The sequence below is a fragment of the Actinoplanes sp. CA-030573 genome, from assembly GCF_050951115.1.
Lineage (GTDB): Bacteria > Actinomycetota > Actinomycetes > Mycobacteriales > Micromonosporaceae > Actinoplanes.
In genome coordinates this window covers 2,863,739-2,881,722 of sequence record NZ_CP192038.1, presented here as the reverse complement: position 1 = coordinate 2,881,722, position 17,984 = coordinate 2,863,739, and the positions used below count along the sequence as shown (strand labels likewise).

The 17,984-nt window shown below is 69.4% G+C and carries 21 protein-coding genes; 7 read left to right on the top strand and 14 right to left on the bottom strand.

The window, feature by feature from the left end:
• Positions 1-22 precede the first annotated feature (22 nt).
• From ACQP2F_RS13345 to ACQP2F_RS13305, 9 genes are all read right to left on the bottom strand, one after another.
• Positions 23-1,492 carry a hypothetical protein gene (locus ACQP2F_RS13345; protein ID WP_433303902.1) on the bottom strand — a complete coding sequence of 490 codons (1,470 nt, stop codon included), beginning with the start codon at positions 1,490-1,492 and terminating at the stop codon, positions 23-25.
• Between the two features lie 7 nt (positions 1,493-1,499).
• Positions 1,500-1,748, bottom strand: coding sequence for a ferredoxin (locus ACQP2F_RS13340; protein ID WP_433303900.1), 249 nt, complete (start codon positions 1,746-1,748; stop codon positions 1,500-1,502).
• A complete protein-coding gene (locus ACQP2F_RS13335) occupies positions 1,745-3,121 on the bottom strand; it encodes a phenylacetate--CoA ligase family protein (protein ID WP_433303899.1) in 1,377 nt (458 codons plus the stop codon). The genes ACQP2F_RS13340 and ACQP2F_RS13335 overlap by 4 nt, the downstream gene beginning before the upstream one ends.
• Positions 3,118-4,104 (bottom strand): BtrH N-terminal domain-containing protein, encoded by a 987-nt coding sequence (locus tag ACQP2F_RS13330; RefSeq protein ID WP_433303897.1) that lies wholly within the window; start codon positions 4,102-4,104, stop codon positions 3,118-3,120. Before ACQP2F_RS13330 ends, ACQP2F_RS13335 begins: the two co-directional genes overlap by 4 nt.
• Positions 4,091-4,768 (bottom strand): hypothetical protein, encoded by a 678-nt coding sequence (locus ACQP2F_RS13325; RefSeq protein ID WP_433303895.1) that lies wholly within the window; start codon positions 4,766-4,768, stop codon positions 4,091-4,093. Before ACQP2F_RS13325 ends, ACQP2F_RS13330 begins: the two co-directional genes overlap by 14 nt.
• Positions 4,765-5,454 (bottom strand): class I SAM-dependent methyltransferase, encoded by a 690-nt coding sequence (locus tag ACQP2F_RS13320; RefSeq protein WP_433303893.1) that lies wholly within the window; start codon positions 5,452-5,454, stop codon positions 4,765-4,767. The genes ACQP2F_RS13325 and ACQP2F_RS13320 overlap by 4 nt, the downstream gene beginning before the upstream one ends.
• Complete coding sequence (locus ACQP2F_RS13315; RefSeq protein ID WP_433303891.1) at positions 5,447-7,459, bottom strand: molybdopterin-containing oxidoreductase family protein; 2,013 nt, start codon at positions 7,457-7,459, stop codon at positions 5,447-5,449. Before ACQP2F_RS13315 ends, ACQP2F_RS13320 begins: the two co-directional genes overlap by 8 nt.
• 56 nt (positions 7,460-7,515) lie before the next feature.
• Entirely contained in the window at positions 7,516-8,481 is a 966-nt protein-coding gene (locus ACQP2F_RS13310; RefSeq protein ID WP_433303889.1) for a BtrH N-terminal domain-containing protein, read from the bottom strand.
• A gap of 87 nt (positions 8,482-8,568) precedes the next feature.
• Positions 8,569-9,837, bottom strand: coding sequence for a TrpB-like pyridoxal phosphate-dependent enzyme (locus tag ACQP2F_RS13305; RefSeq protein WP_433303887.1), 1,269 nt, complete (start codon positions 9,835-9,837; stop codon positions 8,569-8,571).
• Positions 9,838-10,383: 546 nt separating this feature from the next.
• Between ACQP2F_RS13305 and ACQP2F_RS13300 the strand changes: the two genes are divergently transcribed.
• Genes ACQP2F_RS13300 through ACQP2F_RS13285 form a run of 4 tightly spaced genes read left to right on the top strand, consistent with a single transcriptional unit; the run spans position 10,384 to position 12,467 of the window.
• Entirely contained in the window at positions 10,384-10,986 is a 603-nt protein-coding gene (locus ACQP2F_RS13300; RefSeq protein ID WP_433303885.1) for a PadR family transcriptional regulator, read from the top strand.
• Positions 10,977-11,510, top strand: a complete 534-nt coding sequence (locus ACQP2F_RS13295) for a PadR family transcriptional regulator (RefSeq protein ID WP_433303883.1) — start codon at positions 10,977-10,979, stop codon at positions 11,508-11,510. Before ACQP2F_RS13300 ends, ACQP2F_RS13295 begins: the two co-directional genes overlap by 10 nt.
• Complete coding sequence (locus ACQP2F_RS13290) at positions 11,494-12,114, top strand: GyrI-like domain-containing protein (protein WP_433303881.1); 621 nt, start codon at positions 11,494-11,496, stop codon at positions 12,112-12,114. The genes ACQP2F_RS13295 and ACQP2F_RS13290 overlap by 17 nt, the downstream gene beginning before the upstream one ends.
• Positions 12,115-12,131: 17 nt before the next feature.
• On the top strand, positions 12,132-12,467 hold the full coding sequence (locus tag ACQP2F_RS13285) for a hypothetical protein (RefSeq protein ID WP_433303880.1): 336 nt from the start codon (positions 12,132-12,134) through the stop codon (positions 12,465-12,467).
• Between the two features lie 62 nt (positions 12,468-12,529).
• On the opposite strand, the gene ACQP2F_RS13280 is transcribed toward ACQP2F_RS13285, so the two are convergent.
• The 3 genes from ACQP2F_RS13280 to ACQP2F_RS13270 form a co-directional block, all read right to left on the bottom strand.
• Positions 12,530-13,081 carry a hemerythrin domain-containing protein gene (locus tag ACQP2F_RS13280; RefSeq protein WP_433303878.1) on the bottom strand — a complete coding sequence of 184 codons (552 nt, stop codon included), beginning with the start codon at positions 13,079-13,081 and terminating at the stop codon, positions 12,530-12,532.
• A gap of 144 nt (positions 13,082-13,225) precedes the next feature.
• Positions 13,226-13,474 carry a hypothetical protein gene (locus ACQP2F_RS13275; RefSeq protein ID WP_433303876.1) on the bottom strand — a complete coding sequence of 83 codons (249 nt, stop codon included), beginning with the start codon at positions 13,472-13,474 and terminating at the stop codon, positions 13,226-13,228.
• Between the two features lie 69 nt (positions 13,475-13,543).
• Positions 13,544-14,185, bottom strand: a complete 642-nt coding sequence (locus ACQP2F_RS13270; RefSeq protein WP_433303874.1) for a chemotaxis protein CheB — start codon at positions 14,183-14,185, stop codon at positions 13,544-13,546.
• An 86-nt stretch (positions 14,186-14,271) separates the two neighbouring features.
• Between ACQP2F_RS13270 and ACQP2F_RS13265 the strand changes: the two genes are divergently transcribed.
• From ACQP2F_RS13265 to ACQP2F_RS13255, 3 genes are all read left to right on the top strand, one after another.
• Positions 14,272-14,994, top strand: coding sequence for a Crp/Fnr family transcriptional regulator (locus tag ACQP2F_RS13265; RefSeq protein ID WP_433303871.1), 723 nt, complete (start codon positions 14,272-14,274; stop codon positions 14,992-14,994).
• A 138-nt stretch (positions 14,995-15,132) separates the two neighbouring features.
• Positions 15,133-15,558 (top strand): ATP-binding protein, encoded by a 426-nt coding sequence (locus ACQP2F_RS13260; protein WP_433303870.1) that lies wholly within the window; start codon positions 15,133-15,135, stop codon positions 15,556-15,558.
• The gene (locus ACQP2F_RS13255; protein WP_433303868.1) at positions 15,555-15,863 is read left to right on the top strand and encodes an STAS domain-containing protein; all 309 of its coding nucleotides are present in this window, start codon (positions 15,555-15,557) and stop codon (positions 15,861-15,863) included. Before ACQP2F_RS13260 ends, ACQP2F_RS13255 begins: the two co-directional genes overlap by 4 nt.
• Here the strand turns inward: ACQP2F_RS13255 and ACQP2F_RS13250 are convergent.
• Positions 15,860-17,641, bottom strand: a complete 1,782-nt coding sequence (locus tag ACQP2F_RS13250; RefSeq protein ID WP_433303866.1) for a thiamine pyrophosphate-requiring protein — start codon at positions 17,639-17,641, stop codon at positions 15,860-15,862. The genes ACQP2F_RS13255 and ACQP2F_RS13250 overlap by 4 nt on opposite strands.
• A 106-nt stretch (positions 17,642-17,747) precedes the next feature.
• Positions 17,748-17,930 carry a hypothetical protein gene (locus ACQP2F_RS13245; RefSeq protein ID WP_433303865.1) on the bottom strand — a complete coding sequence of 61 codons (183 nt, stop codon included), beginning with the start codon at positions 17,928-17,930 and terminating at the stop codon, positions 17,748-17,750.
• Positions 17,931-17,984 lie beyond the last annotated feature (54 nt).

Here is a 17,984-nt window from a genome sequence, read left to right as displayed (position 1 = left end):
GCGGTGGTCACCGTCAGCGCTCCTACGGGTTCCGCTCAGCCGCGCCCGAACGGAACGGCTGATAGCTCTGCTCTTGGACCTGGGGGAAGTACTCGCGTGTCGCCTCGCCCACCACCCGCATCAGCTCGGCGTCGAGCGAGCTGGGGTCGGTGATGAGCTTGGCCAGCGGCGAGTCCGGCACGGCGTTGGCCAGGCTGGTACGGCGGGCTCGGTGGATCGCCGCCAGTGAGTGCTGGGCGTTCGCCGCGTCGCGCATTTTGTAGACCGCCTGGGGCCCGTCCGGCACGCCGATCATCGACTTGGTGCCGCCGCTGCCCAGGCAGTTGCGCGGCATGTGCAGGTGCTCGTGGCGCCACTGCTGGTGCGCGGAGTGCAGCTGGAACGCCTCGTCGACCACGGTGTGCCGAAGCCAGGCAGCAGGGTCGTCGTGGCGCCGGGCGTCGATGTCCCGGACGGCCTCCTCCAGCGACGACGTCCCGAACGAGCGCAGCCACGCCTCCAGGTCGTTCCACATGTGCTTGAACAGATCCCGGAACATGTGCTGCTTGATCGCGAGCGAGTGCGTACCGCTCGCCGGGCCCAGGTTGGTCCGGAACTCGTGGTACTCGCCGGTGGCCAGATGCTCGGCCATCACCCGCTGCGCCTCGACCACCGGGTCGAGCAGCCGCCGGCAGACCACGAGGTGCTGCGCCGCCCAGCTCAGCGCCGACCCGCGGATCGCCCGGATGGCGACCTCCAGGTGGTCGTTCGCCTCGGCGCAGAGGATCTCCGGGACCTGGTGTAGGGCGACGAACTCGCCGTGCAGGGTGGCCGGGTTCAGTTCGGTCGCGGCGACCGCCCGGGCCAGCGTCTCGGCCGAGATCAGCTCGTCGGCGCCGCGGCACACCCCGACCGGCACACCGGTCAGGTCGCTTTCCCACTTGGTGGCGTCGTGGCAGGTGAGCCGGATGCCGTGCAGCACCCGGTAGAGCGAGTCGTCGATGCTCCTGGTGGCGATGGTGGAGCGGGTCACCTCGGGTGCGCCGCTTAACAGCGACGCCTTCGCCGCGTCCTCCAGCCCCCGGAGAGCGTCGACGTAGGCCGCGTAGCCGGCGGTCTCCGCGATGCTCAGGGTCCCTCCCCCGGCCGCCGCGCCGGAGCCGAAGCGGCTGCGGACGTCGAGCATCACCGTGCCCAGTCGGCGCAGCAGCCGATGGAACCCGACCGCCCACTGGATGTACCGGGACGCGGCCGCAATGTCGGCGGCCAGCACGCACGCCTGGGTCCGGGTGGCCAGCCGCGACAGGTTGAGCAGGCACACCTCGGCGGCCTGGAAGACCGAGCACACCAGAGAGTCGTACGTGCCCGCCGGCACCCCGCGGGCGGCACGCGCCTCGCCGAGCAGGTCGATACGGTGCAGCTCGTCGTAGCTCTTGGCCACCGGTCCCAGGTCGGTCATCCGCCGCCCGTCGACGGCGGCGCCGGCTCGTACCGGATGGTCCACGCTGGACATAACGCCATCACTCCTCAGTAGGCTGGGCGAGATACCGGATCGATTCGGTCGGGCACGAGTCGAACGCGTCGAGCACCCGCTCCAGCTCGTCGGGCGTCTCGGGTTGTTTGCAGACGTAGTGGACGTCGTTGTCGAGATCTGCGTCGAAGTTCTCCGGTGCCAGGTCGTTGCAGAGCCGGCAGTCGATGCAGGTGTCGTCGATCTCGAATCGGCCGTCGATCGGAAGCCGCGTGGGCAGCGGCAGCTGGGTTCTCACCGCCGGTCCTCTCTTCCCCGGTAGGCGCTGAACGTGCGCATCGTCGGTTTCGCCGAGGTGCGCAGCGCCGTCTCGAACCGATCGGTGTCGAGGCGGCAGAAGGTCACGTCTGTGCCGAGCCGGTCCCGGACGCCGCCCACGATCGACGCGCGGGTCGCGTCGTCGTACAGGCAGGACGGCGGCAGGGCGATCTCCAGCGCGTCCCCAGCGACGTCGAAGGCGAAGTAGTACGGCGCGGTGGTCATCGCGCCCAGGACGATGTCCTCGATCTCCAGCTGAGAGGTCCACCGGTCCCCGACCCGTATGCGGTCGCCGATGCGGCCGCGGTGCCGCAACCGACGGAACACCGAGCCGCAGCCGCAGGGCGCCGCCTCGATCTGGCAGACGTCGCCGGTCCGGTATCGCAGCAGCGGCATGGCCCGGCTCGCCAGCGTCGTCACGGCCAGCTCGCCGACCGCGCCGTCGGGCAGCCGTTCCCCCGACGCCGGGTCGACCACCTCGAAGAACGTCCGTGTCTCGACCAGGTGCAGTTCGCGCTCCGGGCAGAACAAGGCCAGCGTGTTGGTCTCGGTCATGCCGAACATGGAGTACGCGACGGCGTTCCACTGTTCGGCCAGGCGCCGCTTTTTAGCCGGCGACGCGCCCTCCCCCGCCATCAGGATCTTCGAGACGGCGAGATCGCGGCGCGGGTCGATGCCGCGGCGGCGGGCGATCTCGCCGAGGAACAGCGCCCGCGTGCCCGAGCACACTAGGGTGGTGGCGCCCGAGCGCAGCAGCGCCTCGACCATCCGGTCGGGGGTGCAGGCCGGCGAGGCGGCGCCGAGCGGCACGATCGTGCACCCGAGGACCTCGATGGCCCGGTCGAGATCCTGGCCGACACCGGCCAGCTCGTACGGGACCGCGATGGCTGCGACGTCCCGCTCGTCGAGCACGGCGGCGAGCAGCGTAGCGACGGTGAGGTTGTTCTCGAGCCAGTCGGCCATCGTGAAGAAGGCCGCGATCGGGCGCCCGTTGCCGGTGCCAGAGCTCTCATCGAACCGGATCACGTCGCGGCGCGGAACGGCCAACATGCCGAGGGGGTACGCCGCGGCGAGGTGCTCGCGGGTGGTGAAAGGTATCGCCTCGAAGGCGTGCGCCCGGCCTTGGGCGGCCGCCGCGGCGACACCAGCCGGGACAAAGCCGGCGTAGAACGGCGAGTTGCGGTACGCGTGCTGCACGGTGGCGGCCAGCGCCTCGGCCACACAGGCGTCGAGTGCCGGCCGGTCCAGGGACGTCACCGCGGCCACCTTGCGCGCGATGTCGACCCGGGAGACCAGGGTGTCGTGCAGCCGGCGGCGGGAGTCCGACACGGTGGGGCGGGCGAGGGTGGTCATCGCGACGCCTCCGCCAGCCGGGCCATCGCGGCGCGCTCGTCGGCCGCGAGCGCGCCGACGATCGACGCCGCCTCGGCGAGCGCCTCTCGGGCGCCGTCCTCGTCGGCGTCGCGCAGCAGATTTGCCACATCGGTCCAGCGCTGGGAGATGCGGCGGTAGCCGACGGCGAGCTCGTCGTAGGCGGTGATGCCGGTGAGCTCCGCCGCCTCCTCGAGGAACTGCGCCCACAGCGTGCGGAAGAGCCCGCCGCCGGTGCCGCCCTCCTCCATGCTGGTGCCGACCATGACCATCGCCTCGGCGGGATGCTCCAGTCGGTCCCACCAGTCGCGCATCAGCAAGCCGGTCTTGGCGATGCCCTTGAACCCCATGTTGGTGATCGGCGGGCTCAGAAACTCCTGCGCGGTGGCCAGGATGGAGGCCTGGCACGCCTTCCCAAGAATGGACTCGTCGTACCCGCTCGGATCGACCCGCACCGACAGGCTGCGAGAGCACATCGGCCCCCGCGCCGACCGGGCCCGGGCCAGGCTCTCCCGCGAGGTCGCCTGCACGCCGAGCGAGCGAGTCTCGACTACGACGAACTTGTCGTCCTCGTAGCCGATGCAGGCCAGATAGTGGGCGGCGAAGTGGTGGTTCTCGTGCGCGTACTCGAGGTAGTAGCGGTCCAGCTTGAGCCCGACGACGTCGCCCTCGTCCAAGGCCTGCACCAGAGCGGCCTCGGCCCGGGCCGGCGACGAGGTCTCCTGCGACCGCAGCTCGATCGCCAGAGCGCCGGCCACGTTGCGCATGAGCTGGTCGGGCTTGACCCGTCCGGCGAGAAAGGGGCTGGGCATCTGCTTGGCGTGCCAGTACAGGAACGACAGTCCCTGGCCGAGTCCGAAGATCATCGGCTCGCTCAGCTCGACGTCGTGGTTGCGCAGCATGTTCAGCAGCGCCGTCGATTCGCAGTGCTCGCCGGAGTAGGGGGAGATGTCAATGACCGCCATCGCCGTGCCCCGTCTTGTCGCGCGGCGCCTCGTAGACGATCTCGAGCACCGACCGGCTGGCGTTGTTGCGCAGGTGCCCGTAGGTGTGCCCGAGCTCGTCGCCCTCGGTGTAGGCGATGTTCTCCAGGTCGTCGACGTCGCGGTCGAGGACCTCCAGCACGTAGCGGACGTCGGCGGGAGTGTGCACGTCGATGGCGACGTGCGACATGAGACGGCCCTTCTCCCCGGCCGGGCGATCGGCCCACGGCCCGAACCGGCGGCAGGCGAACATCTCGATGGTCGGCCCGTCCGACAGCACGATGGAGTTCCACCATCCCGGTGTGCCGTACTGCCGGGGCGAGATGTACGACGGTCCCATCTCGACGGTCGCGATCCGGCCGGACAGCCGTAGCTCGTCCAGGAAGGCATGCCAGCCGAACACCTCGTCGTCACTGTCGTAGTCGCCCATGTAGATGCCGACGTGGTTGACCCCGGCGAACTTCTCCACGACGTGGTCGGGGGCGTAGCCGCACCAGTCGGTGAGGTACTGCCCGCAGTCCAGCTGCTGCCACGAGGCGGATGTCGCGAGGATCTCGTCCCACGCCGGGGCGAAGCCGGAGCGGCCGGGAAAGCGCCCGTCACGAGTGGCGGTGATCGCCGGCGAACCTCCCGCGAGTGAAATCACGACGCTTCCTTCCTGCCGGTGATGACGATGCCCATCTGCACTTCGGTCACGACGGCGGTCTCGAGCGCGGTGCCTTGCAACAGCGCCACGATCTCGCTGGTGAGGTACGACGACTGGATCGAGGTCCGGAACCCGGGGCGCATGTCGGCCGCGATGTTGGCCTTCATGAACTGGAACGTCGTGCGGTCCACGTCCCGGCGCAGGTCGGAGACGCAGTACCGGCCGCCCGGACGCAGCACCCGGTGCATCTCGGACAGGGCGCGAGCCGGGTCCTCCCACTCGTGCAGGGAGGACGCGCTGATGACGTGGTCGAAGTGGTCGTCGGGGAACGGCAGCGCCAGCACGGTGCCGCACTCGAAGGCGCACCGGCCCGCGACGCCGTACCCGGCCGCGTTGATACCGGCCCGCCGCAGCATCGCCGGGGAGATGTCGAGGCCGACCAGCCGGGCCGAGGTGTCGGCCTGCCGGATCCATTCCAGGCCCAGGTAGCCCGGGCCGCAGCCGAGCTCCAGCACCTGTCCGGCGGTGATGCCGGCCGCCAGGATGTCGTCGATCTTGTCCTGGAGCCAGCCGTTGTCGCGGATGTGCCGTTGCATTTGGTCGTACTTGACGGCCAGCTCGTCGCCCTGCAGTCCCTCGTCGGTCTCCGGCACGCGGGCGGCGACGTTGCCGCGCGCGCTAGCCACGGCCGGCCACTGGGCGCCGGATTCCCACTGCTACGCCTCTCATCGTCGCGCTCCCCATGTGCACGTCGGCACGGTCGTTGGTCGTCAGGAGATTGACCGAGGACCTCAGCGCCGCTTCGGCTGAGGACTCGTCCGGGTACCACCAGCCGGCGTCGGCGAACACCACGTCGGGCGCGACGGCGTCGGAGATCTTGACCGTCATCCGCACCCCGCGCCCGCCGGTCCGCGCGTAGATCTCCACGTCGTCGCCGTCGGCCAGCCCTTCCCGCCGCGCGGTCTCCGGGTGGACGGTCAACCGGGCCGTCGCCTGGCCGCGCGAGGTGGTCGGCAGCTGGTGGAACTCGGTGTTGTAGAACTGGCGCGGGTGGGCGCTGGTCATCAGATACGGCAGCTCCGGGCGCGGCTCGGCCGGGAACCGGAAGGTCGGGAACGGCTCGTAGCCCATCGCGCGCAACCCGTTGTTCACTAGGTTCACCCGGCCCGATCGGGTACGGAACCCGCCGTCGCGGTACTTGTGGTACCGCTTCTCGTTGCGGATGTAGCCGATCTCCTTGAACTGCTTCCAGGTCAGGTCGATGCCGGCGAGCTTGGCGTCGAGGGCGGCCTCCAGCGACGGGAAGAAGTGTTGGCTCAGGCCCAGCCGTTCGGCGAGCTCGAGGATGATCTCCTCGTCGGAGCGGCAGCCGTCGACGGTGGCGACCTTCTGCCGGGCGGCGATGTAGGAGTTGAACTCGACGATCTGGTCGCGCTCCAGCCAGCTCGAGGTGGGCAGCACCACGTCGGCGTACCGGGCGGTCGGCGTCAGGAACAGGTCGCACACGACGACCAGGTCGAGCTTGGCGAGCGAGGCGCGGACCAGCTCGGTGTTCTCGTGCGAGGCCAGGATGTTGCTGCCGAAGATCACCAGCGACGTGATCGGGTACGGCGAGCCGCTCACCACGGCATCGTGCAGGTCACCGGGCGCGACCCAGCCGGTCATCGATAGGATCCGGTGCTTGTCGCCGCCGATCCGCTTCTCGGCCTGCTCCTGGAGGAGCAGCTCGGTGCGGGGGAAGGCGCGCCGGCCTTCGATCGGCATTGGGTCCCAGATCAGGTCGCCGCCGGGGGCGTCGATGTTGCCGCAGATCGCGGCGAGGATCGCGATCGCCCGGTGGGTGTCGAAGGAGTTCTCGTTCTGCGACAGCCCGGTGCCCGCCTCGATGCAGGCTCGTGCGGCCTGGGCGTACGCGCGAGTCGCCTCGTGGATGAGCCCGCCGTCGAGCCCCGTGATCTCAGCTACCCGGTCCACGGCGTACGGCCGGACATGCGCGGCGAGCTCGTCGAAACCGTGGGTGTGCTCGGCGACGAAGTCGTGGTCGTACCAGCCCTCGTCGATGACGATCTTGATCATGCCGAGGGCGAGGGCGCCGTCGGTGCCGGGCCGGATGGCGAGGTGCAGGGCCGAGCGGGAGGCGGTCTGCGTCCGGCGAGGATCAACGGTGATGACACGGCTGCCCCGCTCCATGGCGCGCAGCAGCTTCACCCCGATCACGCCGTCGGAGTGGGTGTTCGGTTTGTTGCTGCCCCAGAGCAGGACCACCTCGGGGTCACCCTCGTAGTCGCAGAAGGTGAACCCGCCGTACGTCAGGATCGACGCCATCACGCGGGGGTAGAAGCACACGTGCGCCGGCCCGACAACGTTCGGCGTGCCGATCGCGTTGGCCAGCCGGAAGACCCACTCCTGGTAGTTGCGGTCAGTTCCCTGCCCGAGGACGACCGATTCGGGGCCGTGCCGGTCGATGGTGGCGGTGAGGCCGCTGGCGACCCGGTCGAGGGCGGCCTCCCAACTGATCGGCTCGAACGCGCCCGAGCCGCGGGGGCCGGTCCGCACCAGCGGGGTGGTCAGCCTTTCCGGACTGCGCAGCAGGTCGAGTGACGCCTTGCCCTTGACGCAGAAGTAGCCCTCGCTGGTCGGGCTGTCCGGATCGCCGTGGATGTCGGCCGGGACACCGTCGACCAGCTCCACGACGGCGCCACATCCGCCGTGACACATCCGGCAGATGGATTTCACCTGGGTGGTCGTCAAGCCGGCTCACCGACCCGCTTAGTGGCCACGGTGAGCAGCCGTTCGAAGGCGGACCGCTCGGCGTCGGCGATTGCGGTCAGCCGGGCCTCGACGTCGGCGAGCCGGCCGTGGCGATCGACCGCGGCGGGGTACGACATGAGCAGCTCTATCGCCTTGTCCCACTGCCGCTCGACGTCGGCGAAGTCGTCGACGGCCTCGTCGAGCGTGGCGTCACCGGACCGCCTCCGCGCTTCCGTGAGGAACTCGCGGTAGAGCCTGCGGAAGTTCGCTCCCCCGGTGCCGGCGAAGCGCCAGAACCGGCCGACGCCGGCGACGAGCTCGTCCGGGACGTCCTTCCAATCGGCGATCTCGGTAGCGGCCCGCCGCAGCGCGCCGAGACCGGAGCGCTGCCCGCGGTCGCCGACCATCCGCTGTGCGGTTGATCGCACGGCGCTCCAGATCTGCTCACGCAGCACCGCGTCAAGGTCGTCGGTCAGCCGACGCGGCAGCCGCTCCACGTACAGCTGCAGGTTGGGTGACGGCAGGAAGCCCTCGCCGGAGTCCCGGGCCCTCCGCAATGAGTCCTCCGGCAGCGTCTGCGCTCCGCCCTGCTGGTCGGTGTCGACGACATGGGCGAAAGAGCCGTCGAGCCCGTAGAGTGCAATGTAGTGCGAAGCGAAGTGGCTGCGCGACGAGAAGTAGTCCAGGTAGAAGATGTCCACCGACACGCCGACCACGTGGCCCCCCTCGAGCAGCTCCGCCGCCGCGGCTCGCGCCGCCTCGGGGTCGGACGCCCGCGATTCACGCAGGTCCACACCGAGCGCCGAGCAGGCGTTGCGGGAGAGCAGAGCCGGTCCGATCCGGCCGGTCAGCATGGGCGTGCCGCGGCCGGGGCCGGGGGCGTCCCAGTACTGGAAGTCGATGCCTTGGCCAAGGCCGAACAGCATCGGTTCGGAGATGTCGGCGCCGGCGTGATGCAACATGTTGCGGAGAGTCGTCGTCTCGCAGTGGACACCGGGCTGCGGTCGAAATGATGCCAAGCGCATGTGGCTTCCCATCGCCGGGTGGTGCTATGCCTCGAGCAGTACTTCGTGGTAGCCCTGGAGATCGAGGAAACCCGAGCCGCTGGCCAGGATGACGATCACCGGGGTGAGCCGCTCCGCGTCGGACTTGGCCACGACCTCGAGGGCCGCTGCGACGGCGTGGCTACCTTCGGGCGCGAGCAGCAGGCCCTCGGTCTGCAGCAGCAGTCGGCCGGCCTCGAGAGCCGTCCGCTGGTCGAAGGCGACCGCGTCCAGCACGCCCTCGTGACGCAGCAGGCTGACCAGGGCGGAACTGTGGTGGTTGCGCAGGCCGCCGACGTGGTTGGGTGGCGGGATGAAGCTCTCACCCATGGTGTAGCCGAGCACCTCGGGCGTGAACCCGCCGAGGTCGGTGCGCCCGTAGGCGTAGGTGCCCTGGGTTAGCCGAGGCGCCGCGGTGGACTCGGCGGCCAGGAAGCGCAGGTCCGCTCCCTCGGCCTTGGCCCGCAGGTGCGGGCCGATCAGGCCGCAGAGGTTGCTGCCGCCACCCGAGCAGGCGATGAGGTGGTCACCGCGGCCCGCCACGCCGAGCTCCTCGCCGTGCGCCTTGAGCTGGGCCGCGACCTCCAGCCCCAGCAGCGTCTGATGCAGATAGACGTGCGGCATGCCGCTACCGGCCAAGTAGGCGGCGGACGGGTTGCTCAGGGCGCGCTCGAAGGCATCGCTGATCGCGGTGCCGAGACTGCCGGGATGACCCGGGTTCTCGGCCAGTATCTTGCGGCCGATGGCCGTCTCGCCCGACGGAGAAGACCGCACCCGGGCTCCGAGCAGCTCCATGTAATGCCGGCGGTAGGGCTTCTGCTCGAGCGAGCACCGGACCATGAAGATCTCGGCACGCAGGCCGAACATCCGCGCCGCCAGCGCGACGCTCATGCCCCACTGGCCGGCCCCGGTCTCGGTGACCAGCGTGGTGCGTCCCTCCTCGGCCGCGTAGTACGCCTGCGCGATCGCCGTGTTCAGCTTGAAGCTGCCGGTGGGCAGCACGTCCTCCCGCTTGAGGTAGATCCGCGCGCCAGTGCCGAGGTGCCTCTCCAGCCGGCGGGCGCGGTGCAGCGGCGTCGGGCGACCGCACTCGCGCAGCCGCTCGGCGACCGGTCCGGGCATCGGGACCCATTGCTCCGTGGCGCCGTTCTGCTCGATCAGGGCCCGCGGCCGTACCCGCGCCGCGATCTCCGCCGCGGATGGGCTCCCGGAATCGCGAATGGGCGGCACGGGACCGGGCAGATCACCCAGGAAATTGTACCAACGCGTGGGCATTCCTAGAGATGGGACAACATTGCGAGAAGCGTTTCTGGATACCGTCGATCGGTCTTGCCCAACCGAGCTTGAGCTGTACGAAGACACGTTCCCCCCGGCTTCGACTCAAACACGGGCAGGCGAACGCTCTCATCGCGATCAATATATTGATCTTGCCTAACATCGGCACGCATCGATGATTGGTTCGGCTGCCGTGATGGGGCCACCGTACAAGAACAATCGAGCGGCGCGCAACCGTGAACCTTGAGTCGGCAATTTCCCACTGAGCTGTGTGGACAGTCTATAGCGGACCGATTCCATCAACATTCCCCTAATCCGCGCGACCGGGAGAAATCACCCGCAAACAGCCATCCCCCCACCTATTTGAATTTCGAACTTTAAAGATCAATAACTGTCACCGTACGGCTCCGACCAGGCAATTCCGGGTTTGCTTCGCGAACGAATGACCGCCGGCGAGGCATTGGCCTCCGCCGACCGGCACTTCGGCCGGTCCGCGCGCCCTATGCTCCAGCTCAAGCCCACCGCATCCGGCCGCCAGGAGACGACATGCCGCCGCGTGCCACCGTCACCCCGATTGCCCTCGCCGTTCTAGCACTACTCCAGGAAGGACCGATGCACCCCTACCGCATGCTTCACGAGCTGCGAATACGGGGGCAAATGGCGAGCGTGCGCCGGTCCGCCGGCTCGATCTACCACGCCGTGACAACACTCGAACGCCGGGGACTCGTCGCCACCGAGGGGACACACCGGACCGGACGCCGGCCGGAACACACCGCATACGTCAGCACTGAACATGGCCGGCAGGAGCTGCGGCGCTCCCTTGCCGCCATGCTTCGGGGCGCCGGCACGGACCCGTCGACGCTCGCCACTGCATTGATATGGATAGACATGTTGGACGCGTCTGAGGCCGCCGACGCGCTCCGCGAAAGAGTAGCCCACCTGCAGAAAGCCCTGACCACGGCGACGAGCGGAGACGCCGCGTCGGCCGCGGCGGCGTACCGCGCTCACATGTTGCGAGCCGAGCGGGACTGGCTCGTTGAGCTGGTTAGACGGCTCGAGCAGCGACCGCTCCGCAAGGACTCCGAGCGGTGTCATGAACCAGACCTTGCGGATTTGTATTCTAGTACTAGAGTACTGCCGTGGAGCTGACGCAGTCCGAGCTGGTCGTGCTCGGGCTCATCATCGAACAACCGCAGCACGGCTACGACCTGGAAAAGATCATCGAAGTCCGTGGTATCCGCCAGTGGACGGAGATTGGCTTCTCGTCCATCTACTACTTGCTGTCCAAACTCGAGAAGCGCGGCCTCATACACGCTTCGGAGGCATCGGGAGCCGCCACGTCTCGGCGTGTATTCCACGCGACGAAACGGGGACGGGAAACCGCCGCGCGGTGCACACTCGCCCTTATCCAAGAACTTCTTCCTGTGGCACACCCACTTCTTGTCGGTGTGTCGAACCTGGCGTTGATCTCGGAATCGGACTACCGAAAGGCCATACGTGAGCGACTCGCTCAGATCGACGCCCGTATCGCCGCCGTCAAACACGCCGAGTGGACTCAGGCGCCTCTCGGAATGCCGGCACGCGAGGTCTTTTCATATTCGCTGAGTCTCCTCGAAGCGGAAAGGTCGTGGCTCGCCGCGCGAGCCCAGGTGCCCGATGACGGACAAGGTTGACTTCAAGAAAGAAATCGAAGCCTATCGCGCCCGGAAGGGTCAGTTCCAGCTCGTCGACGTCCCCGAGCTCCAATATCTGATGATCGACGGCCACGGCGATCCCAACACATCCGCGTTCGGCGAGGCGACGGCTGCGCTCTATCCGCTGGCGTACAAGCTGAAGTTCGCCAGCAAGCTGACGCTCGGCCGCGATTACGTCGTCATGCCCCTGGAGGGCCTCTGGTGGGCAGACGACATGAGCGCCTTCCTCAAGTCACGCGAGGCGTGGTACTGGACGCTTATGATCATGGTCCCCGACTGGATCGACCAGGACTTGATCGATGACGCCGTCAAACAGGTCGCTTCCCAAGGTGATTCGGCACGACGGCTGCACGACGTTCGCCTCGAGTCGCTGTCCGAGGGCCGGTGCGTCCAGGTGCTACACGTCGGTTCCTACGACGACGAAGGCGAAGTGCTGGCGCGCATGCACGACGAGTTCATTCCCGGTAACGGCCTGACCATGGTCGGCAAACATCACGAAATCTACCTCAGTGATGCCCGCAGGGTGCCGGCCGACAAGCTCCGCACGATCCTCCGGCAGCCGGTCCAGGCTGCCGATCGCTAAGCCGCGGAGGAAGGCGCATGGAAGACCTCCAGGCCGTGCAGCACATCCTCGATCTGACCGTACACACAGCCGCGAGCTACGGCATCAGTGAGCACGAGGTACGTGGCTACATTGACCGGCATAGCGGAATGCATTGGATGCAGCGTTCCGGGTCCCAAGTCTTCGACATCGAGGTGACACTGCTGATGGTCGCCCGGCTGCACCAGCAGGGCTGCCACGACACCGGCTGCACGCTCTGCGGACATCTGCGCAGCGGCCTGATCGCCACGCTAGCGACGCTGCGCGAGGCCCAGAACGCCGAGCTGGAACGCCGGCTCGGCATCCAGCTCGGCGCATCCGGCGAGGCCGCCTGAGAACGCCACGGTCCGGCGCTCAGCGCCCGAGTCGCCCTGGGCGCTGAGACCGCCGAGGTAACTCAGGAGTCGAGTTCGACGGCCTCGGCCAGCTCGTCCTTGCTCATCCCGGAGCGGCCCGGCACGTCCTGCTGCCGGGCACGCTCGTAGAGCTCGTCGCGGGTGAGGTCCTCGGCCGGCGTGCCGGTCTCCCCGGTCGTCGCGGCGGCGAACCGGCGGCCCATCTCCTCGCGTTCCTCGGCGGTGCTGTGCTTCTCGAGCAGGGGAAGAAGCTCTTCCTCCTCTTCCTGCACGTGGTGGCGCAGCTCGCCGGTAATGGCAGCCAGGGTGCCGTCGTAACCGGCGTCGCCCGGTTCGCCGCGCAGCAGGTTCTGCAGCATCTCCTCGATCTGGTGGTGCTCGGCGACGCCGTCCTGCACCTCGTCGCCCGCGTCGGTGGCCTTGGCCCGGATGGCCGGGTAGACGAAGTCCTCCTCCGCCTGCGAGTGCGGAATCAGCAGCTGCGCGACCTGCTTGAGCAGCGCGGCGGTGTCGGTGCCGTCCTCGGCCGCCTGGTCGAGCAGCTCGTCCACCTGACGGTGCTGCGCCTTGATCACCTGCACGATGTCCGCCATGACCATCCTTCTCTCGATCGGAGCCAGCTCACTACCCCGTTCGAGGCCCTCGTACTCCCGGCGTCACCGGTCGAGGCGGGCGGCGAGGCCGCCGAGCTCCTCGTTCGCGATGAAGACCGAGCGGGCAACAATGGAGCCGCCGGGTCAGTTGGGCCCGGTCCGCCCGAAGGGAGTGGTCCCGTCCGGTGACGGCCGGAGCCGGCGGCCCTCCTCGGAGGTCGCCTCCGGATCGCCCGCCGCGGGGCCGTGGCCGTACTCCTCCTCGGCGCCGGCGTCCTCGCCGGTCAGATCGTCCACCTGCCCGTCCTGCGAGTTCGACGCCATGGCCCGGGTCAGCTCGGACAACGGCAGCGAGCTCTCGTCGCGCCAGACACCTTCGGTTTCATCGCTCATGACCTGCCGACTACCCACCCCGGAGCGATCCATCCGCGCCCGCGGCGCGAGATCGGGAGCCGGGTCCGGTCAGGCCGCGACCGTGGCCCACGGCGACGGCGGCACCCGGAACAGGTCGGCGGCCCCCGGCGCCATGGTCAGCGCGACCAGGGTGGCGGCTATCCGGTCGAGCGGCATGACGAGGTCGACGCACCCGGTGGCGAGCGCGGCCGACGGCATGTCACCGGCCACCGCGGTGGCCGGCTCCTGCACGACCGACCGCCCGCCGGCCCGTTTGAGGGCACGCACGCCGGCGGCGCCGTCGTCGAGCCGGCCGGTCAGGACCACGCCGAGCGCGCGCGGACCGTGCCGCTGGGCCACGCTGGCCATGAGGGGGTCGGCGAGGCGGTGACTCGCCGAGGGCACGAGATCCAGCAGGCCGTCCACGCCGATGGTGCCACTGTGCCGGGCGGGCACGACGAGGATGCCGGAGTCGCCGACCCGCTGCCCGCCGCGGGCGAGCGTGACCGGCAGGGCGGCACGCCGGCCGAGGGCGGTGGCCAGGAACGTGTCGATGGTGGGCGGGCGGTGCTGGACGACCAGCACCGTGGCCGGGAAGTCGGCCGGCAGGGCGGCGCAGACCTCACCGACGGCGGCCGGCCCGCCGTACGACGCGGCGATCACCACCACGTCGAATGCCCGCGATCCGCTGCTGTGTACGCCGCCTGACATAGCCCAAGTGTAGGCATCTGTACGGTACCTGGCATATAGCGACGCGAGCGGGGTACGCGCCCGTTCCCGCCGACGGAGGTCGTCCGATGATCGATGAGGAGCGCGCCGGCAACGGTCGCAGCGGCAACTTCGTCCTGTCCGCGATCCCGGAGGCCGAATGGGAGCGGATGCGCGACCGGATGCACCGGGTCGAGCTGGACGTGAAGCAGTCGGTGTACGAGACCGGCAAGCCCATCCACGACGTGTACTTCCCGCTGACCTGCGTGCTTTCGATGATCTCCACGATCGACGACGAGGTCGCCGTCGAGGTGGCCACGATCGGCCGCGAGGGCATGGCCGGCCTGCCGGCGTTCCTCGGGGTCGCCGCCAGTCCCAACGTGGTGGTCAGTCAGGTGCCGGGGGCCGCGCTCCGGATGACCGTGGAGGATCTGCGGGAGGTGCTGGTCGGTGACGGCTCCCTGCATCGGCAGTTGCACCGCTACATCCAGGCCACCATGGTCCAGCTGTCGCAGAACGTCGCCTGCAACCGCCTGCACAGCACGGAGGAACGAGCCGCCCGGTGGCTGCTGATGACCGCCGACCGGGTGGATGACCACCGGTTCCCGCTCACCCAGGAGTTCCTGGCCCAGATGCTCGGGGTACGCCGGGCCACGGTGTCGCTGACCGCCGGGCTCCTGCAGGCCGCCGGCCTGATCGGCTACCGCCGGGGCGCCATCACGATCACCGACCGGCCCGGGCTCGAGGACGTCGCCTGCGACTGCTATCGCATCGTCCGCGATGAGTTCGACCGGCTCTCCGTGTGGGGGTGAGGGGCCCGGCCGGGATGCCCGCTCCCGCGGACCCAGGAATGGCCGAGCGGGGGCCTGGGTAAAGCCGCTCACCGCTGCGGTATTTTCGCGGTAATCGTTGATGTCGGCGGGGACGGAAGCGAGGCGGTGAAGTGGTAGATGAGTACCCTGACGGCGCACTTCGACCTGCCGCTGGACGAGTCGGCGCCGGGCTGGGCCCGTGGCGTGGTCTCGTCGGTGCTGGGCGGGTGGGGGCTGCGCGACCCCGAGTGGGGCGACACGGCGATGGCGGTTGTCAGTGAGCTGGTGACCAACGCGGTCCGCCACGGCGGCGGGCAGATCGTCCTCGAGGTGGAGGCGCACGGCGCCCAGGTGACCGTCTCGGTCGCGGACGGCTCCTCGGTGGTGCCCGCGCCCCGATCGCCGGACGGCACCGGCGGCCTCGGTCTGCGGATCATCGAGGCGATGACCCTCCGGTGGTACGTGCTGTCGCACGAAGGAGGGAAGAAGGTACGCGCCGAGCTCCGGCCGTGTCCGGGCGCGGGTGTGCAAGCCGGCGGCAGCGGTCGAGGGGGCGAGGCATGAACATCACCAGCCATCGGGACGGCGACGGCGTGGTCCGCCTCGCCATGACCGGCGACCTTGACATGGCCACCACCGGCCTGCTGCAGCGACGCGTCGCGACCACGCTCGAGAAGGATCGTCCGAAGCGGCTGGTGATCGACGTAGCCGGCGTCACCTTCTGCGACTCGTCCGGCATCCACGCCTTCCTGCTGGCGCGTGAGGCGGCGAACCGGCAGGGCGTGGCCTTCCTGCTCGCCAACCCGTCCGGCATCACCCGGCGGACACTGGAGATCACGGGACTGCTCGAGCGGCTCACCACGCCTTAGTTCAGGAACTCCTGCACCTTGGTCTTGGCGCCCTCCCGGATGATCCCCCAGCGGCTGCTGTCGCCCTTGAGCAGCGCACCGGCCGCGTCCTTCATCTGCTCGAAGGTGGAGTGCGGCGGGATCGGCGGCACGTCCGGGTCGGTGTACACGTCGAGCACGGTCGGCCGGTCCGCGGCCAGGGCCCGCTGCCAGGCGGCCGCGACCTGATCCGGCTTGTCGACCTTGACGCCGTACAGGCCCAGACTCGTCGCGAACCCCGCGTAGTCGACGTCGGGCAGCGTCTGTGAGGGCAGGAACGACGGTGCGCCGCCCATCGCCCGCATCTCCCAGGTGACCTGGTTGAGGTCGTTGTTGTGCAGCACCGCGACGATCAGGCGGGGATCGGCCCACTGCTGCCAGTAGTGCTTGATGGTGATCAGCTCGGCGAGCCCGTTCATCTGCATGGCACCGTCGCCGGCGAAGACGATCACCGGGCGGTCGGGAAGGCCGAACTTCGCACCGATCCCGTACGGCACGCCGGGTCCCATGGTGGCCAGGGTGCCGGACAGCGAGCCCCGCATGTGGCCGCGGAAGCGCAGGTGACGGGCGTACCAGTTGGCCGAGGAGCCGGAGTCGGCGGTGACGATGGCGTTGTCCGGGAGCAGCGGCGACAGCTCGTGGAACAGCCGCATCGGGTTGATCGGCTCGGCGTCGACCAGGGCCTCGGCCTCCATCACCTGCCACCAGCGTGCGACGTTGTGCTCGATCGTCTCCCGCCACGAGCGGTCCTCCTTACGGCGCAGGTGGGGGATCAGCGCGCGCAGCGTCGCGCCGGCGTCGCCGACGAGATTGACGTCGTACGGGTACCGCATGCCGATGTACTTGGCGTCGATGTCGATCTGCACCGACCGCGCCTGGCCGAACTCGGGCATGAACTGGGTGTACGGGAAGTTCGAGCCGACCGTCAGCAGCGTGTCGCAGTCCCGCATCATCTCGTAGCTGGGCCGGGTGCCGAGCAGCCCGATCGAGCCGGTCACGTACGGCAGCTCGTCGGAGAGCACGTCCTTGCCCAGCAGCGCCTTCGCCACTCCCGCGCCCAGCAGGTCGGCGACCTGCTCGAGCTCGGCCCGGGCGTTGCGGGCGCCGGTGCCGGCCAGGATGGCGACCTTCCCGCCGGCGTTGAGGATCTCGGCGGCGCGGGCGATCGCCCCGTCGTCGGGGGCCACGGTCGGCCAGTCGACGCCGAGGCTGGAGGGCACCATCTTGAACTCGTGCCCCGGCGCCGAGTACTCCAGCTCCTGGACGTCGGACGGGATGATGACCGCGGTCGGCGCCCGCTCGGCGAGCGCGATGCGGATGGCCCGGTCCAGCACGTTCGGCAGCTGCTCGGGCACGGTGACCATGTGCACGTAGTCGCCGGCGACGTCCTTGAACAGGCTGAGCAGGTCGACCTCCTGCTGGTAGGAGCCACCGATCGCGGTACGGGCGGTCTGTCCCACGATCGCCACCACCGGCACGTGGTCGAGCTTCGCGTCGTACAGGCCGTTGAGCAGGTGGATCCCACCCGGCCCGGAGGTCGCCATGCAGACGCCGATCCGGCCGGTGAACTTGGCGTAGCCGACCGCCTCGAAGGCCGCCATCTCCTCGTGCCGGGCCTGCACGAACGTGGGCCGGTCGCCGGCCCGTCCCCAGGCGGCGAGGATGCCGTTGATGCCGTCACCGGGATAGGCGAAGACCTTCTCCACGCCCCACTCACGCAGTCGTCCGAGCAGGTGGTCGGCAACGGTGGGCTTGCTCATCGGGTGCTCCTTCGGATCCGGGACCGGATGGGCAGCGCTTGCCCGGCTTCGGCACCCTCAAACAGCGTCCCGCTGCTTTCATGACTGTCTTGGCCGGATTGCCCGCTCAGATGTTGGAGCCGTCCGGCGGCAGCCCGGCCGGCGGACGCGAGGAGCCGCCGGCGCCCGACGTGTCCGCCTCGCGGTCGGCGGCGGCGAGACCGGCCAGATAGAGCGCCGCGATGAAGTGGTCGGGCGTCGGCGCCGCCCGGAACCAGCCCAGGGCCCGGATCGGCCGAGGACCGGGCATCCCCCTGCATGGATGCCCGGCCCCCGGGGCCTGCGCCGCCCGGCGGCGGCCGTC

Coding starts and splice junctions, on each gene's coding strand:
- ACQP2F_RS13345 (WP_433303902.1), bottom strand. CDS start 1,492: ATGTCCAGCGTGGACCATCCGGTACGAGCCGGCGCCGCCGTCGACGGG.
- ACQP2F_RS13335 (WP_433303899.1), bottom strand. CDS start 3,121: ATGACCACCCTCGCCCGCCCCACCGTGTCGGACTCCCGCCGCCGGCTG.
- ACQP2F_RS13330 (WP_433303897.1), bottom strand. CDS start 4,104: ATGGCGGTCATTGACATCTCCCCCTACTCCGGCGAGCACTGCGAATCG.
- ACQP2F_RS13310 (WP_433303889.1), bottom strand. CDS start 8,481: ATGTTGCATCACGCCGGCGCCGACATCTCCGAACCGATGCTGTTCGGC.
- ACQP2F_RS13305 (WP_433303887.1), bottom strand. CDS start 9,837: ATGCCCACGCGTTGGTACAATTTCCTGGGTGATCTGCCCGGTCCCGTG.
- ACQP2F_RS13300 (WP_433303885.1), top strand. CDS start 10,384: ATGCCGCCGCGTGCCACCGTCACCCCGATTGCCCTCGCCGTTCTAGCA.
- ACQP2F_RS13290 (WP_433303881.1), top strand. CDS start 11,494: ATGACGGACAAGGTTGACTTCAAGAAAGAAATCGAAGCCTATCGCGCC.
- ACQP2F_RS13285 (WP_433303880.1), top strand. CDS start 12,132: ATGGAAGACCTCCAGGCCGTGCAGCACATCCTCGATCTGACCGTACAC.
- ACQP2F_RS13280 (WP_433303878.1), bottom strand. CDS start 13,081: ATGGCGGACATCGTGCAGGTGATCAAGGCGCAGCACCGTCAGGTGGAC.
- ACQP2F_RS13275 (WP_433303876.1), bottom strand. CDS start 13,474: ATGAGCGATGAAACCGAAGGTGTCTGGCGCGACGAGAGCTCGCTGCCG.
- ACQP2F_RS13270 (WP_433303874.1), bottom strand. CDS start 14,185: ATGTCAGGCGGCGTACACAGCAGCGGATCGCGGGCATTCGACGTGGTG.
- ACQP2F_RS13265 (WP_433303871.1), top strand. CDS start 14,272: ATGATCGATGAGGAGCGCGCCGGCAACGGTCGCAGCGGCAACTTCGTC.
- ACQP2F_RS13260 (WP_433303870.1), top strand. CDS start 15,133: ATGAGTACCCTGACGGCGCACTTCGACCTGCCGCTGGACGAGTCGGCG.
- ACQP2F_RS13255 (WP_433303868.1), top strand. CDS start 15,555: ATGAACATCACCAGCCATCGGGACGGCGACGGCGTGGTCCGCCTCGCC.
- ACQP2F_RS13250 (WP_433303866.1), bottom strand. CDS start 17,641: ATGAGCAAGCCCACCGTTGCCGACCACCTGCTCGGACGACTGCGTGAG.
- ACQP2F_RS13245 (WP_433303865.1), bottom strand. CDS start 17,930: ATGCCCGGTCCTCGGCCGATCCGGGCCCTGGGCTGGTTCCGGGCGGCG.